Source organism: Chitinophaga dinghuensis (genome assembly GCF_003259435.1).
GTDB lineage: Bacteria > Bacteroidota > Bacteroidia > Chitinophagales > Chitinophagaceae > Chitinophaga > Chitinophaga dinghuensis.
Window position 1 is genome coordinate 459,393 of the sequence record NZ_QLMA01000008.1, and the last position, 17,358, is coordinate 476,750.

The following is a 17,358-nucleotide window of genomic DNA, read 5'->3' on the forward strand; positions in this document are numbered from 1 at the left end:
TAAATTGAAAATTATAATGCTTCAACTAAAACAGATTTTGGTGTCTTACTCTTGCGTTTTCCGGTTAAACACAACTCATTCAGCACATCGCATGCTTTTAATGGCCATAGTCTGAAACCCGCGCGGGTACAGCTATCGCTACCTTCACTCACATATTTGTCTTGTGCTAGGTGGAAAATAGGGACACTACAACAAATACATTAACAAATGAAGCTTATCACAACATAAGTTTTAATGGAATAATAAAAATTGTTGGGCTATACATCCACTTTTAGGAATCCAAACTGGGTAACTACACTAAAGTAGGGAATCCACTGGCATTTTACTATTCGCTAACAAACATCTAACTGTTGTTCTTTGAAACTAAATTAGTTTTTTGTTTAGAATTAAAAAAATTAAATAAGAAAATTCTCTTTTAGTTAACCTGTAACTCCTTGTGGTATTAAAGAGACATTTAAATACCAAATAAAAATATGTATAGCCCCCTGAAAATAACAAGTATAAAAATATCTCTTCCAGCGGTTCACATTGTACGTTTTCTTGCATGAATTATTATCCATCAACACCCGCCCCACAAAATTCGTGATGCACTCATTTTTTTTAAGTCTTCTTATTAATAATAAAATACAATGACTGTGATTTTTTCGCAGCAATCATTACCATATTATTACAAACATAATATTGTTTAGTGTTGTGCTATTTCAAACTGCAATTTTAGTTCTACTGTTATCTCAATTTTGTAACACAGCCAACAAATCCTCTCTCCCAATGGGAGGTCATTCTGTTTTGCCCCAATACCCGCTTCCATTTTTACCGTTCTTCAAAAAAAACGGCACTTACGCTGGATTTGTAAATAGAAACTGTATATTTGAATATGTTCATACATATGGATATATTATTGGTTAGCTAGAATAGTAAAGAAAACATCAGCCAGCATCAGAAAAGCATTCCCCCAACCGAAGGGTGTCAATGGTAGTATAGTATGGGGAGACGAATGCCACTCAGGACTTAAGTGAACAATTGTATACCTGAAATTATATTATGTTCCAACGTTATGTAAAAACTGCCGCGTGCATCCTGACCATTTTCACGGCCTGTAACCACCAGGATACACAGGACCAGTCGGCCGAAAAAATGCCGGAAATAGTGGACTATAACTTCCACATCCGGCCCATATTGTCCGACAAATGCTTTGCCTGTCATGGTCCCGACGCCAACAAACGCGAGGCCGGACTACGCCTGGATATCGGCGACAGCGCCCTCAAAGCATTGAAAGATGCGCCCAATATGCACGCCCTCGTGCCTGGAAATCCTATGGCATCAGCAGTATACCAACGCATCAGCACTACGGATACTTCCATGCGCATGCCGCCTCCCGCCAGTAACCTGGCCCTCAGCAATTTTGAAGTTAAACTCATTGAAAAATGGATTAAACAGGGAGCGAAATATAAACCACACTGGGCTTTCGTTGTACCCGTGTCTCCCGCAATACCTGCGGTAACAAACCGCCAATGGACACGTAATGCCATCGACTTTTTCACCCTGGCAAAAATGACGGAGAAAGGTCTTGCTCCCAATCCTGTAGCAGACCATGAACGACTACTGAAACGTCTTAGTCTTGATCTCACCGGACTGCCCCCTACCCTTGAACGAATGGAACGCTTCGCTAAAGATACCAGCGATAAAGGGTATGAGCGAATGGTAGACGAACTGCTGCAAGACAGCGCCTATGGCGAGAAAATGGCCGTTCACTGGATGGATGTAGCCCGCTATGCAGATTCCCACGGATACCAGGACGATAACTACCGCAGTATGTGGCCCTGGCGCGACTGGGTCATTCACGCTTTCAACACCAACCTTTCCTATAAAGATTTTGTAACCTGGCAAATCGCCGGCGACATGATCCCCAACGCCACCCGTGAACAACTACTGGCATCAGGCTTCAACCGTAACCACAAAATCACCGAAGAAGGCGGCGTTATAGACGAAGAATACCGCATCGAATATGTAACCGACCGCACCAATACCTTCGGCAAAAGTTTACTCGGCGTCACTATTGAATGTGCACATTGCCATGACCATAAATACGATCCCTTCTCTCAAAAAGAATACTACCAGTTATTTGCCTTCTTTAATAATGTAAAGGAAGTAGGACTGGAATCAGTTGTAGGAGGCCCGGAAACATACGCTAAAAAGCCTTATATGGAGATCACCAAAGAAGATCTCAACGGTATCCTACACTATCTCAATAAACAAGATACCGCCAAACTAATCGTATCTGTCATGGGAGAAAGAGATACCCTCAGAAAGACATTCGTGCTGGGCCGCGGCAACTACGATAATCCCACTACAGAAGTAACTCCCGGTACGCCGATATCGATATTACCTTTCAGCACGGCCAGTTATCCGGCCAACAGACTCGGTCTTGCCAGATGGCTATTCGATCCCAAAAACCCGCTTACTGCCCGCGTAATCGTGAATCAGCTATGGCAGGAATTCTTTGGAAGAGGTATCGTAAAGAGTACCGGCGATTTCGGTATGCAGGGAGATCTCCCTACCAACCCTGCCCTGCTCGACTGGCTGGCGGCGGATTTCGAGCAACATGGCTGGAACATGAAAAGACTCGTAAAACAAATGGTGATGTCTGCCACCTACCGTCAATCGGCTGTTGTTTCCAATGAAAAACTGAAAGCAGATCCGGAGAATATATATCTGTCCAGAGGCCCACGGTTTCGCCTACCCGCAGAAACAGTGCGCGACCTCGTGCTGCAAAGCAGTGGCCTCCTGGTACATGAAGTGGGAGGTCCCAGTGTGAAACCATATCAGCCTAAAGGACTGTGGGAACAGGCTACCTCTGGCCGCGGACAACTAAGTACCTACCGCCAGGATCATGGTAAAAGTCTGTACCGCCGCGGACTATACACCTTCATCAAAAGAACGGTACCGCCTCCATCGATGATGATATTCGACGCCAGCAACCGGGATCAATGCGAAGTAAAACGCTCCGCCACCAATACGCCATTGCAGGCACTGATGATGCTCAATGATCCAACAGTACTGGAAGCATCACGCGTACTAGCTTCCCGCCTGATGCAGCAAGAAGGCAACACACAGCAACATATTGAACAAGCCTTTCATCAAATCGTTTGCCGCACACCTGCAGCAAAAGAAACTGCTATCCTGCTCAAATACTTTGAACAACAACAGTCCTATTATAAAAAGGAACCTGCCAATGCGGTCAAATTGCTGCATCATGGAGAATACCCCATGGCATCCAATCTGGACCAGGCTTCCTGGGCTGCTATGATGCAAGTGATCACCACCATTTATAATATGGAAGAAACACTGTCCAAAACCTAGAACGGGCGATGATAATATCTACATCACTATCATTCTCTCTTAAAAAATGACACGATGAAAAACGAATTCATAGAGCATCACCTGAATATGAACCGCCGGAAGTTCCTGTCGCGGCTCAGTTTAGGCATCGGTAGTGTGGCGCTTGGCTCTTTGCTGATACCTGATCTATTCGGCAAAAGCAGTACCGATGAAGCGCCCTTCATCCCCGGCATGCCACACTTCGCTCCCAAAGCCAAAAGAATTATCTACCTGTTCCAGAATGGCGCGCCATCACAATTAGAAAGCTTCGACTACAAGCCCAAACTGCGGGAAATGATGGGCCAGGATTTACCGCCATCCATCCGTATGGGACAGCGACTCACAGGTATGACTGCCGGCCAGACATCCTTTCCGCTGGTAGGTTCTTATTATGACTTCAAGCAATACGGAGAAGCCAAAGCATGGGTAAGCGATCTCTTTCCTCATACTGCACAAATCGTAGATGATATCTGCATCGTACGTTCTATGTTTACGGAAGCGATTAACCATGATCCGGCACTCACTTTTTTCCAAACAGGCGCACAACAGGGAAACCGCGCCAGCTTTGGCTCCTGGATGAGTTATGGTCTTGGTAGTGAGAATAAAAATCTCCCCGCTTTCTGTGTATTACTTTCACGCGGTAAAGGCAATGGTCAGGGCGTGTACTCCAAGCTCTGGTCCAATGGCTTCCTGGATAGTATCCACCAGGGCGTACAGTTCAGCAGTGGAGATAACCCCGTTTTGTACCTCAATAATCCCGAAGGTATAGATATGACAAACCGCCGCCAGATGCTCGATCAGCTGGCCGCTTTGAATGATCAGTCGTACAAAGATTTTGGCGATCCGGAGATCAACACAAAGATCCAGCAGTATGAAATGGCTTATCGTATGCAGACAGCAGTACCCGAGCTAACAGATCTTTCCAAAGAATCAGATGATATCATCAAGCTCTATGGGCCGGAATGTCTTATCCCAGGCACCTTTGCCGCTAACTGTCTCCTCGCCAGAAAGCTCTCCGAAAGCGGCGTACGTTTCGTACAGCTCTATCATCAGGGCTGGGATCAGCATGGTAACCTTCCCAATGAAATGGCCGGCCAGGCAAAGGATGTAGACCGCGCCTCTGCGGCCCTTATCACCGATCTCAAACAACGTGGACTCCTGGATGAAACCCTCGTTATCTGGGGTGGCGAATTTGGCAGAACAAATTATTGTCAGGGTAAAATGACTGCGGAGAATTATGGTCGTGACCATCACCCACGCTGCTTCTCCATCTGGATGGCCGGTGGCGGCGTAAAACCAGGCATCGTTTACGGAGAGACCGACGAGTTCGGATACAATATTATAAAAGATCCTGTCCATGTACACGATTTCCATGCCACTGTATTACATCTCATGGGACTGGATCACGAAAAACTAACATTCAAACACCAAGGCCGACGTTATCGTCTTACGGATGTCGCCGGAAAAGTTATACCAGGGCTGATGGCCTAATAAATAATAGCATTAATGGAGAGAAGAAAATTCATACAGGCATCCACGTTAGTTGCCGCCTCTTTTTATATTTCCCGCGATCTCTTTGCCCGTCCCAAAGGGCCTGTATATGGCCACCAGGATATGCGTTTTACGCTGGATACCCGCTGGGGAACACTGGATAGCAGCAGACATCCTGTGAAAGATTGTCATGAGATGGTGCAGGACCAGAAAGGACGCATCATCCTGCTGACCAACGAAACAAAAAACAATGTGCTTATTTATAATAAGTCCGGGAAGCTGTTAGCCTACTGGGGGCATGAGTTTCCGGGAGCGCATGGACTTACCCTCTCCAACGAAAATGGCACAGAATACCTGTTTATCACTGATACGGAAAAGCACCAGGTGTATAAGACCACCATGGACGGTAAAATCCTGATGACAATAGACTATCCCGCTGAAACAGGATTGTACAAAAAGAAAGAAGAATTTGTTCCTACTGAGACAACCATTACAGACAATGGCGATATCTACATTGCAGACGGTTATGGCCTACAGTATATCCTGCATTATGATCGCAATGGAAAGCTGCTGAATACATTTGGAGGTCGTGGTGAGGGAGATGCGCATCTGGATAATGCACATGGTATTTGTGTAGACCGCCGTCAGGGAACGGCTTCTCTGCTGGTAACAGATCGCACCCGGAATTGTTTTAAGCGTTTCAGTATGGATGGACACCTACAGGAAGTAATATCTCTCCCGGGCGCATGTGTTTGTCGACCGGTGATTAAGGGAGATCATCTTTATGCAGCCGTATTACGTTCTCCTGATATGGGTGTAAATGGTAGTGGGTTTGTTACCATTCTGGATAAAAACAACAAAGTTATATCTAATATCGGTGGTACTGCTCCTGTGTATAAGGACCAGCAGTTACAACCTATGCAGCAAATGGAGAAGATCTTCGTACATCCACATGATGTTTGTGTCGATAACGATGAGAACCTGTATGTGGCACAATGGGCTGCAGGGAAAGTGTATCCATATAAACTCAGGAGGGTATAATGAAATGGAAACCGATCCGCTGGCAGAACGTTTGCAACCAACTGCTATTTGCTGCGAATATATTTGCCCTGGTGCTGTTTATTGCTGGCAGCAGTGTTATAGCGCCCGCCTGGTTACAGGTCTTGGGGCGCATGCATCCGCTGGTATTACATTTTCCTATCGTATTGCTGCTACTAGGCAGTCTGCTCCTCTTTATACGATTACCTGAGCCAGAGGCTAATCGCTGGAAAACAGCGTTTACCACCTGGCTTTTGCTCGTGGCAGCTCTCAGTACAGCCGTTACCGTGATCATGGGGTTATTGCTTGCAAGGGAAGGCGGCTATACAGACGATGGCAATATTCAATGGCATAAATGGGGAGGAATGGCCGTATTATGGGCTGCGTCTGCCTTATACTGGCTACGAGCATCGGCAAAATCCTGGCTCCCGAAAATAAGCGCGATTGTAACAGTCATCCTGGTAATTGTTACAGGCCATTTCGGCGCTGATATCACGCATGGCAACAATTTCGTACTGGCGCCAGTGATGCCACACAACACTACGGTTCCACTGGAGAAAGCGTTAGTATATGAGCATCTCGTGAAGCCTATCCTGGAGGAGAAGTGTATGAACTGCCACAATACCGGAAAAGCAAAGGGAGGATTGTCCATGGAACTACCGAAGCAATTACTTGCCGGTGGCAAAAGTGGTAAATTGTTTATCCCCGGTAATCCGGATGTAAGTCTGCTCATAGAACGATTACATCTTCCTGCGGAAGACAAAAAACACATGCCTCCGGCGGGTAAGCCACAGCTCACCAGTGAGGAAGCGGCATTGATTTATTACTGGATTAAAGGGAACGCAGATTTCAAAACAATGGTAGCTTCACTACCGGCACATGATAGTCTGCGATTACTTGCTACGGCACATCTACAGCCCGCTGCCGCAGAAGAACCGGTATACGATTTCTCCCCGGCAGATACCAAAGTGGTAGCGCAGCTAAATAATAACTATCGCGTCGTATATCCGATAGCGTTACATGCGGCGCCGTTGATCGCTAACTGGTATAATAAGGATAAGTTCAACATCCAATCTGTTGTGGAGCTGTTGAAAGTAAAGGAACAGGTGATAGAGATGCATTTACAGAAGATGCCGGTGAAAGATGCGGACCTGGAGGTATTATCCCAATTCAAACAGTTACGCGTACTCAATCTGAGCTTTACCAATATTACAGGACAAACACTGGCGACACTTGCCAAACTGCCACATTTGCGGAGTCTTTCTGTATCCGGTACGCCTGTCACGATGCAACAGATCATGGGGCTCAAATCTGCGCCTGCATTAAAAGAGCTGTATATATGGAATACGGGCCTCTCCTCTGCCGATATCCAACAGGTCCAGAAGAGTTTCCCGCAGACCGCTCTTGTAAAAGGTTTCACCAATGACAAGGGAGAGCAGTTAAAGTTAAATCAGCCTATTATTGTGAATCCTGTTGCCGTTTTCAGGAATAGCCTGCAACTGAAGTTGCAGCATCCGGTAAAAGGAGTAGCCATCCGTTACACCACAGATGGCAGCGCTCCCGACAGCCTGCAATCTCCTATATTTAAGGACAGTCTCCTCATCACCAATAACACCACCATTCGCGCCATCGCCTGCAAACAAGGCTGGTATACCAGCGATCCTATACAGCTATCGCTCTACAAATCCACCTTCCAGCCAGACAGCATCCTGATGGTCAATCAACCGGAAGGTACCTATCTCGGCAATGGCAGCATTACCCTCATCGATGGGCAAAAAGGAGGAATAGATTTCGGTAATGGTAAATGGCTCGGCTATAACAAAAGAGGATTTGAAGCGATCATACGATTCCCACAGGCAATACCGCTGCAATCAGTCACCATAGGCTCGCTGCGTAATACAGGATCGTACATCTTCCTACCTCATCAAGTTGAAATATGGGGTGGCAATGACCTCCAACATCTGAAATTGTTGAAGAAAGTGATGCCTGCCGCCGATAAAAAAGATGATCCGGTAACAGCTATGGATATTAATTGTACATTTCCTGCCACGCAGGTGGCTTGTATGAAGATAATCATCAGGCCAACGATTATACCAGCATGGCATGCAGGGAAAGGGCAAAATGGGTGGGTATTTGTGGATGAAGTATTATTTAATTAATGAGTAATGTGATTTCATTCTTAGGTACTATTCCCCCTCCAAGTGTTAATGACCGACTAAGTCTGATAAAAAACAGACCTGCATATTCCGCAGGTCTGTTTTTTTATAAACACGTCTCCATTCCATATACTGGATGTAGTCACCAGACATTTTATTTACCAGTGGTCTTTCATCAAGATAAATAGATAACCCGCCCGAAATGTGTATACCCCCTACTACTATTCTCTCTATTATGCCCGCTTATATTACGCATCCATCTTGGAGTTATGTCATTATACTTGAAAATTTTATTTAAATAATATATTCCCTTATTAACTTCGTACTATAATTAATACCCGCCATGAATAAAAGACTATACCTATCAGGCGCTCTTATTTGTTGTATGCTGACACAAGTCAGCTGTAGCAATGAACCCAGTGCACCCAAAAATGAAGACATTACCGACACCATCGACAAAACAGGTTCTATTGAAACTGTACTCAGTACCAACCACATCGACAAGCTTCATGATGAAGTGGTGACTACCCATAAAATCTGGACTAACTCAAACCTGTACAAAACAGTAGTTCACCGCGATACTATTCCTTCCCTGGGCCAAACCACAGAAGAGGGCGAAAACGGGAACGGAGATATTACATCAATTAAACTTCAGAAGGATTACGAGATTTATGTCACCGTTCAATAAGAAATTTAAAAAATCGGCACATATACAACTGGTGCTGATTACCGCAATACTTGCCAGTTGTCATAAACCTACCCCCCATCCCCAGCGCAGGGTATTCATGCGCAGCGATACCACTGCTCCCTACAACGGTGTAAGAAGTTATTATGGGGATAACAATGGAAATTATTCCAGTGACAACGAATATTATTCCGGTAACAACGGATATCACCACCATTCGCATCTCTGGTACTATGCCTTCAGGCCTTATGGTCATTATTACAATGGTAGTTACAGGCGTGCCGGTTACTATTCCGGAGGCCTCAGTGAGCATGCCAATACCGGTAGCAATGGTTTCAAAGGAAGTATTACCCGTGGCGGATTTGGCTCACATGGCTTCAGTGTATCTTCCTAATTTCAATCAACTTTCAGATGCAACGAATTAGTATTGCCCCCCGCAACAACTGGCAGGCCGCCGTTGAGAAGCTGGGGTTTGGATTTCATACAACAGATATCCCTTACTGGGATGAAAGTGCCTATTACAGCTTTACGCTCAGCGAAATAAACAGAATTGAAAGCGCCACTCAGGAGCTGTGGGATATGTGCCTGGGCGCGGTGCAATATGTGATGGACAATAACCTGTATCATCGTTTTGCGATTCCTGAATGGGCTATCCCTTATATAGAAAAAACCTGGCAGGACGATCATCCTGCTATCTACGGCCGGTTTGATTTCTGTTATAAGAACGGCCATCTTAAACTGCTTGAATTCAATGCCGACACGCCTACTTCTCTCTATGAAGCAGGCATTGTACAGTGGTTCTGGCTGCAGGATTTTGACAAATCAAAAGACCAGTTCAACTCTGTCCATGAAAAGTTGATCGACGGCTGGAAAATGCTCGCACCTTACCTGCGTCGTGGCAAACTGCATTTCAGTTGTCTGAAGCAAACCCTTGAAGATCTTACCAATACTGAGTATCTGCGCGACTGTGCTATGCAGGCGGGCCTGGATACCAAGCTTGTATTTATAGACGATCTGGGCTGGGATAACAGCAGTAAAACTTTTGTGGATTTTGAGAATGAGTCTATCAAAAACATCTTCAAGTTATATCCCTGGGAATGGTTGTTGAGAGATGATTTCGGAAAAAATATATTAACAGATGCCAACCAGGCCTTCTGGATTGAGCCTGCCTGGAAAATGATACTCTCTAACAAAGCACTGCTGCCTATACTGTGGGAGATGTACCCGAATCATCCGAATCTGCTGCCAGCGTGGTTCGATTCACACGGCATGAACCGCTTCGTGAAAAAACCTATTCTCTCCAGAGAAGGCGCCAATATAGAAATGGTCGACAACGGACAGTTGCTGCAATCCTCTGATGGTGGCTATGGCCAGGAAGGATATGTATTCCAGGAACTGTTCGAGCTTCCAGCCTATGATGGCAAATATCCGGTGATAGGCAGTTGGGTGATCGCACAGCAGGCAGCAGGTATGGGCATCCGCGAAGCGGACTCCCTTATCACCGATAATAAAAGCCGCTTCGTGCCTCATATGATTGATGGATAATTCCATCAGCGGCATAACCATCCTGGCCCCTGGTATCACAGCAGTATTCGCCTACTTCTCAAGGCCAAGTAAATCAATAAAAAAGCCGGCGCTACCGAGTAGCGCCGGCTCAAATATTCTTTGATAAACCTTCTGTAATCCTGTTGGTACTGGGTCTTAGAAATAGCTGAACCCCTTTCTTGTTGTTTCTGTTAGAAATGATTTATGTAAAAAGTACCACCAATAGGATTGGGGAAAATGCGCTCACAATCAAATATGTCAACACAAAAAATTTACCTTTCAACCTATCTGCACGGCTTTCATCTTCAAACTCCTTTTCATAACTCGCCCATTTTTCCTTATTGTAAAAAAGGAAATAATGAGCAACAGAAAACAAAAGCAGGAAGCCAAAAAAATATGGAGGTAGAATTCTAGGTAAAAGAATAGAAGGCCACAACTTTTTGATTATTATAGGCACCGAAAATATTTGAGCCCAATGCACAAGTGCAAGTACTACGATTACACTAGCATCAGGCGATCTATCATATCGCATCTTTTTAAACCAGCCATAAAGTCGGTAAATAATATATTTATAAAACTGTCCCATTAATTTGATTCTTTATTCACTATAGCTAAGTTGGCCCATCAGTCGTATATTTTTTGCTGCAAATCCAAAGTGGAGATATTATCTATGGAACATGGTCCGCGAGTAATGCTACTATTCCTCAGGAGTTCCTCCTTCAGATAAAAATTGCCAGAAAGATTATAGGACTATTGGAAAAGATCAAATTTACGGATATTTGGAATAGAAAAAATTAATGGTATAAAAATATGAAAGCGGGCGAAGCACAACAACTACAATTTAATTCATTAAAAGAATTTTTTTATGAAGCCGGGTATGTAGGAAAAGGAAAAAATAGCTTTATTAAAAAATATAACGGTGGATGGGATAAATTTGCTTTTGGAATGATCAACTATGACCCAAAACAGATTTGTTACTTTAGCATTTTTAAAAGAATAGATGCAGTTGAGGATATTTTACAGCAGGTATCTGATTTATACGACTTAGGAATCAAGGTAGGGAAGGACTCTTCTACAATGGCATTTGGACCAGGTAGCCTTGATGGTACCCATATGGAAACGACATTGCCGGAAATGCAATCTGAATCAGATATTCTGGTTACATCTGAATTGATAAAGAATTTCATGATTAAAACCGGTTTCCTAATGTTGGAAAGATTTAATGATTTGAGGGAATGGGATAAAACAATGAATGGGAATGATTTCTGGGAGACTGATTGGCGGAAACCATTTAATCTTTACGGCCAGTTCGACTGCAAAAGGTTAATTATAGCATATCTAAGCAGTAACCCGGATTTCGAAAAAATATACCAGTATAGCTTAAAGGTGCGCGAGGAAGTATTAAAAGAATTTCCGGGAGCAAAAGAGAACGTAATAAATGGTAAAAATTATCTGGAATACCTCCACGAAGTATTATGTGCAATAAAACCACTTTACTAAATAAGTACTTCTCTTACCTGCATTGGGAAAGAATGCACTAAACTTTATAGGTTCATTTTTTATTGTTAAGCATTTCCAACACTTCATCAATATATAGATCATCTGTCTCTCCCTTGTTAAAGCCAACAAGCTTTCTTACCACCTCTCCTCTATGCAACACAATTTCATAAGGGTAACCGGTTACATTAACACTTTTAGTGAGTTTACCGTTGACATCATATAGGTATTGCAGGTTCTTGGGCAGACCTGACACTGCTTTTTTAAATGTACTAAATGAATCTATGGAACCATCATTTATTAAAATGACCTCACCTGTACCCGTCTTCCCTATTCTCATCTTTACGGCAGCCAAGGGAACCATTTTCCGTAAACATGGAGAGCACTTTATATACCAGAAATCAATTAAGAGATTTTTGTCTTTGAGATAACTTTTAGGAATGGAAACGGGAAGGCTGTCAATATTGAGGAATTCAGCCTGGTACATCAATGTTGAAATATCACTTTTTTCTAAATTATCATTATTCACCTCCATTGATTTGAGTAATTTATATTGCAATTCAGGTGAAATTTTTAAAATAAAAAGTGATTGCAAAGCGACAACAGATGCGCTCAGAATATACTTTTTATGGCTAAATGAATACGGCAGGACAAAAAAGGAGCCCCCTATGAAAACCATCTCTAAGCATCTTTCCAATTTTGTCCAACCACTTGCTTCATTATAAATAATTCCGAAAAATAGTAGGATGATGAAAATAGGAAGAGCAAATGCACCCTTATATATCCGTTTATTAGTTCTGAGCAACGCTCCGGCAAAAAAGTATATTATTCCTTCAATCAAGTATCTCCAAACTGACAACACTATCGCATTGAGATAGCAAACAAAGACGGCTACCATAACACCGACAGTCAAGTAAAGAAGGGCATACAAGTATTTTTTCATATACAGCGTAAAGGTCTTGAGGATTGAGGAAGTATTTATTGATGAATGATTCAATAACATCCGGACCTGCGTCCCAACATATAAATAATATTGTATTTTTTAAAAAAGAAATAGCAAGCAGGAACAAAAATCGAGTCGAAGTGCATGAATTGCTTTCACATTACTAGCAGGATGACCAAGTTGTGCTTATTGATTTGCTGCAGACTATTCATATTTAATAGGCGTTTTTCGATGCTGTAAAAATTACGATTAGGCACTTCCCTTATCTTACCAAGAGCATACTATTTTTAAAACGACTAGTTTAATGGAAGCAAATATTCAGTTTTTATTATCTAGTCCCCTTAGTTTATCAGTCGGCCAAGGTTAAATCAGCTATATCTGATAAACACTATAACCAATGTAATCGAATTCCAATTGATTACTTCTTGTTTAATAGCAAAGGGTAAAAATAGAATGCAGAAATATAAAAACTGATCAGCAAAGTTGGTTCTTCGCTTTCTGTGAAGAGTCTTTTACTTAACGCATGAGTTAGCTGTATTATTAATAAGACAACATCACGCTGAAACAAAATATTCGTTAAATTTATTATCATGCTAAAAAGGAAAATATTATGATTGTCAATACTTTCAACGACCTTGTTTCTGCCCTTCAGAAGGGAGAAAAGGAAATTAGCATTACCAGAAGCATTTTATGCAATTACAGCATCTTGTTGCCGGAAGGTGTAAGCCTAAACGGTAAACCGCAAGAGAATGGTGAATTACCTTTGCTTTCTTTCCAGCATTCCGATGGAATTGGTGTAAGTGTAAACAATTCTGTTAGAAACCTCAATATTGATGCTCCTTCACATCACAAAGCCATTTTTAATACCACGGTAAAACAAGATCTTGGTACGTTTATCTTTGAAAATCTCTTGGTAAAAGGCCAGGTTTCTATTATCACGCGGGTTGGCGTTGAGAAAGCAAGCGTAATAATTAATGATGTGGACATTCATTCTGCGGATGCCCGACACTATTTAGAGCAACCACAGAAATATGGTGTAAATGTACTGCAAGGTGCATTGACGATTTACAATATCAATCCAAACAGTGACAGTCTTGTTTCGGTTGCGGTAAACAATTTAAGCATTGGCAGAAAGAATGCGCCCGTTTCGGGTTCTGGTGTTTTTATTTCGGGCTTTGGTGACCAGGGAGGCAAAACATTGATTTCAAAATTGCATACAAAAGCGGTATATTCTAATGGCAAAATACCTTTAGGTGTAGCAGATTATATCACAGCTGGTGTTTTTGTGTTGTACGGAACACACGCCACTGAGGTAATAACTGATGGCGAAGTAATTACTTATGGTGTCAATGATATGGTTTTAGACGTTTGGGGAAGTGTGGACAACTGGACAAGTAATGCACCTGTAATTTCTTACGGACCGAGCGGTGTGGGTTTTGTAAACTTTGGCACTGTAAAAAACTTTACTGTAAATGCACCTTTACAAACCTACGGGCTTGGCGCAAGAGGCTACAATCAATATGACGGTACGGTAGAGAATATTTCCTTTCAATCTATTGAAACATTTGGAGATGGTTCGGTTGGTATTCAAATAAGTAAAAAAATAGGTGCTCTTACCGTAAATGGAAATGTAACTACTCACGGTTCTATTGGTGCTTCATTGGTAAAAGGTGTATATGTTGACTTGCCAGCTTATGCGTTGAGTATAAAAGATGGCGGAGGAGCAACAACCATTACCATTAAAGGAGACATTTCCACTTATGGCGACAACGTAACTTCATATATAGTAGAACAAGGAGGCAGCCCAGGAGTATTAACTGTAGAAGGAAAAATTACTGCCAGTGGGAAAAATTCTCAAATAAAAAAGATATAGTGGATACTTATATATCTCTATATATATCAAAGAAATTATTTTTTACTTAGTTGCAGTGGATCTGCATAAGCTTGTAAACTATCGTCCACTCTATAAGGTTCCAAGCTATTTATCTTCAATCTTTTTAAATTCAAAGGACTGTAGAGTCCATTTCTAATCTATAAAACTTAGTATTATGATAAGGTATTTATGTCTCTAAAATACCCGTCCGTCCTCGCTCTATAAGTAACTCTGCGTAAAAATAATCGTATCGGCTCATTTCCCTGTTTGTAACCAACCGTAATAAGCTGATCTTTAATAACCCCTTTTGAAATTCCGATTTAATTTCGGATTATTTAATATTCAATTCTTGATAATCTGAATAATATTAGTTACTTTAGTTTAGCGCGATTGAGTTTCTTTTACAAAAGAATCCCTTTATATTGCCATTTTTTAAGTAATGAAAATCTGTATATAGCCTTATACCTCCATACGTACCTAATATAAAGGACCTATATGCCTGAATTTTCACCCCTTTTTTAATCTGACGCAATCAGTAGTTTCTGGCCTCAATTTAAAAGCAGCATATAACACAACCAATCATTCCATAATCAAGGTCGTTGTGATAGTGGAAGGAGGGGACTTTTCATATTACATCTCAGATCTCTGTAATTTCATTAAAACTCCTTCATTAAATAAATTCAATCTAAAGATAATTGAGAATGAAAATAGTGAATCTAAAGTGCTGATATACACAAGAAAGGGGGCTTCACCCAAGATTACTGATCTTAATAGAGACACTGCTGAATTCATAATTGAGTCATCAGAAAATGAAACACTATATTTTAGGTCGACTTTATAATTAATTTTTCATTGAAATTTAAATACTAAGAGGCAACCTTTGCCATTCAATCGTAAATGTATTATTTATCAGAATAGAAAAAGAATAATACTTCATTCATCATACATACCTCAAAAAATATACATTATGAAATCACCCCTTATCCCTATTGACATTATTTCAATTTATAAAAATAGTCTGGGAGATTTACTTCCACTACCTTCTCGAATGGCGAGGTGTACCCCTGATACCTATAAAGCCATTTTCAACATCGCTACTGCACTTGCCAAAAAAGGAGGGAAGTTGATCCTGAGTGATCTTTTTCGAAGTTATGATATGCAGGCGCAATCTCATCAGGATTATATTTCAGGTCGAAAAAAGGCTTTTAGCCCGCCTCCTGGTGGAAGTTTTCACGAAGCCGGACGTGCATTTGATTTGGACTTAAGTGCAATTAAAATTCCATTGTCAGATTTTTGGACAATTGCTGCCAAATTTGGAGTGTATCCTATTATTAATCAACCTAAAGCAAATATTTCTGAAGCCTGGCATTTTGATTGCCGTGGTAGCCATCAAATCGTTTATCAATACTATGCGGATGGTAAAGGAAATAATTTTAAGCCATATACAGCAGCAGCGGCGAGTGGGATACTTTCTATAGGAGTAAATGTAGATGCTTTTGGTAATAACCAGGTACAAGCTGCAATTCAATCCGGCATTATTCGTCTTGGAAAAGAAATTGGTAACATTGATGGGCACATCGGGCATAGAACCCAACAAGCCTTGGAAGAATTGGGGGTGACGTTTGATTTAAATAATCCAAATAGTATGTTAGTCCAGATAGAAAATTTGGTTCAAAATAAATTTCCATCTGAATTTACTATGCCAGCCGTTTAACAAGATTGGCCAAAGCTAGGTATGGCATCCATATTTTCTATTTCAAAAGACAGTGATTTGATGTACTTCAGGCATTAACCGATAGTATTTCTTACTCATTTTTTATAACTCTTTTTTATCTTTTGATAGGACAACTGGCACTCCCAATAATGAAGGCGAGGCTGCTGTAGCCGCCGCTGGTGTTGTATTTAAGGCAGGCAGAACTTGATTACCCAGAGTATTATCAAGCAACGTTGCATGTTCCAATAGCAGTGCCCTATTCATATTAGGGCTTAGTCTATAAAAATTATTCCAGGCCCTTCTTATTTCACTCAAATGTAGAGTATTGTTAAAAGAATGGGGAATCCCTCTTAAATTTTCTAAGGAATGAATTTCTGATGCAGTAAATTATCCGGGATGATTCCCCTACATCATACAGCGGGCTTAACTATAGAACTACTTTTTAGGTGGCTGTAGAAAATTTAACCTTCATATGCTCAAACAATAAATCTTTTTTATTCATATAAAGATTCCGCAGTCTTTCTTCCACTTGCTCAAAATCCCATACTGCCAAACGTTCTACATCAATGCAATCCTGTGGCGCAACTTTGGTTTCTCTGCCGTCTAAATTTACCAACCAACAATCATTTAGATTTAATAGTCCTTGCCGAAAAAAAACAATCTTCCGTTGCATCTCCTCCTCGCTCAATGTAGCACTGCCGATCATCATCCAGTCACTTTGCGTAAAAACATCAGCGTGAAGACCAACTGTAAAGGCTATGGGATGTTCCAGGACAGTGGTAATATCCACCTGCTCTTCGGTAAAAAGAGCATAAACATCAAATATAAGATTCCTTATTATGCGCGCATAAGTATTATTTTGATAGATCCAGATAATACAATTGTCAACAAAGTAAACTTCATCAAAGAAAGTACATCCATTTACTTTTTAGCCAAATTGTCCAAAACAACTTCATCAGAATGGAATACTTCTTCAGGCCATTACAAATTAGAATGCTGGCATATTTCAGGCGATTCAAAGGAACTTAAATTTACGTG

General features: G+C 41.6%; 13 protein-coding genes. 10 read left to right on the plus strand and 3 right to left on the minus strand.

From position 1 onward, the window contains the following. The first annotated feature begins 1,041 nt into the window (after positions 1-1,041). The 7 genes from CLV59_RS23485 (at position 1,042) to CLV59_RS23515 (ending at position 10,293) form a co-directional block, all read left to right on the plus strand. Entirely contained in the window at positions 1,042-3,360 is a 2,319-nt protein-coding gene (locus CLV59_RS23485) for a PSD1 and planctomycete cytochrome C domain-containing protein (protein WP_111594510.1), read from the plus strand. A gap of 54 nt (positions 3,361-3,414) precedes the next feature. Next, positions 3,415-4,869, plus strand: coding sequence for a DUF1501 domain-containing protein (locus CLV59_RS23490; RefSeq protein ID WP_111594511.1), 1,455 nt, complete (start codon positions 3,415-3,417; stop codon positions 4,867-4,869). A gap of 15 nt (positions 4,870-4,884) precedes the next feature. Then, a complete protein-coding gene (locus CLV59_RS23495) occupies positions 4,885-5,910 on the plus strand; it encodes an NHL repeat-containing protein (RefSeq protein ID WP_111594512.1) in 1,026 nt (341 codons plus the stop codon). After that, positions 5,910-8,066 carry a c-type cytochrome domain-containing protein gene (locus tag CLV59_RS23500; RefSeq protein ID WP_111594513.1) on the plus strand — a complete coding sequence of 719 codons (2,157 nt, stop codon included), beginning with the start codon at positions 5,910-5,912 and terminating at the stop codon, positions 8,064-8,066. Before CLV59_RS23495 ends, CLV59_RS23500 begins: the two co-directional genes overlap by 1 nt. 340 nt (positions 8,067-8,406) lie before the next feature. Next, positions 8,407-8,751, plus strand: coding sequence for a hypothetical protein (locus CLV59_RS23505; RefSeq protein ID WP_146616288.1), 345 nt, complete (start codon positions 8,407-8,409; stop codon positions 8,749-8,751). After that, the gene (locus CLV59_RS23510) at positions 8,735-9,142 is read left to right on the plus strand and encodes a hypothetical protein (protein ID WP_111594515.1); all 408 of its coding nucleotides are present in this window, start codon (positions 8,735-8,737) and stop codon (positions 9,140-9,142) included. The genes CLV59_RS23505 and CLV59_RS23510 overlap by 17 nt, the downstream gene beginning before the upstream one ends. A 17-nt stretch (positions 9,143-9,159) precedes the next feature. Then, positions 9,160-10,293, plus strand: a complete 1,134-nt coding sequence (locus CLV59_RS23515) for a glutathionylspermidine synthase family protein (RefSeq protein ID WP_111594516.1) — start codon at positions 9,160-9,162, stop codon at positions 10,291-10,293. 202 nt (positions 10,294-10,495) lie between these two features. Here CLV59_RS23515 and CLV59_RS23520 read toward each other — a convergent pair whose 3' ends face one another. After that, positions 10,496-10,879 (minus strand): hypothetical protein, encoded by a 384-nt coding sequence (locus tag CLV59_RS23520; RefSeq protein ID WP_111594517.1) that lies wholly within the window; start codon positions 10,877-10,879, stop codon positions 10,496-10,498. Between the two features lie 224 nt (positions 10,880-11,103). On the opposite strand from CLV59_RS23520, the gene CLV59_RS23525 reads away from it, so the two are divergent. Next, entirely contained in the window at positions 11,104-11,793 is a 690-nt protein-coding gene (locus tag CLV59_RS23525) for a hypothetical protein (protein WP_111594518.1), read from the plus strand. 52 nt (positions 11,794-11,845) lie between these two features. Here CLV59_RS23525 and CLV59_RS23530 read toward each other — a convergent pair whose 3' ends face one another. Beyond that, positions 11,846-12,733, minus strand: coding sequence for a TlpA family protein disulfide reductase (locus CLV59_RS23530; RefSeq protein WP_170137899.1), 888 nt, complete (start codon positions 12,731-12,733; stop codon positions 11,846-11,848). 610 nt (positions 12,734-13,343) lie between these two features. On the opposite strand from CLV59_RS23530, the gene CLV59_RS23535 reads away from it, so the two are divergent. Together CLV59_RS23535 and CLV59_RS23540 are read left to right on the plus strand one after the other, a co-directional pair. Beyond that, entirely contained in the window at positions 13,344-14,606 is a 1,263-nt protein-coding gene (locus CLV59_RS23535; RefSeq protein ID WP_111594520.1) for a hypothetical protein, read from the plus strand. A 967-nt stretch (positions 14,607-15,573) separates the two neighbouring features. Then, on the plus strand, positions 15,574-16,320 hold the full coding sequence (locus CLV59_RS23540) for a M15 family metallopeptidase domain-containing protein (protein WP_111594521.1): 747 nt from the start codon (positions 15,574-15,576) through the stop codon (positions 16,318-16,320). Between the two features lie 442 nt (positions 16,321-16,762). Here CLV59_RS23540 and CLV59_RS23545 read toward each other — a convergent pair whose 3' ends face one another. Then, the gene (locus CLV59_RS23545) at positions 16,763-17,110 is read right to left on the minus strand and encodes an immunity 26/phosphotriesterase HocA family protein (protein WP_245950939.1); all 348 of its coding nucleotides are present in this window, start codon (positions 17,108-17,110) and stop codon (positions 16,763-16,765) included. Positions 17,111-17,358 lie beyond the last annotated feature (248 nt).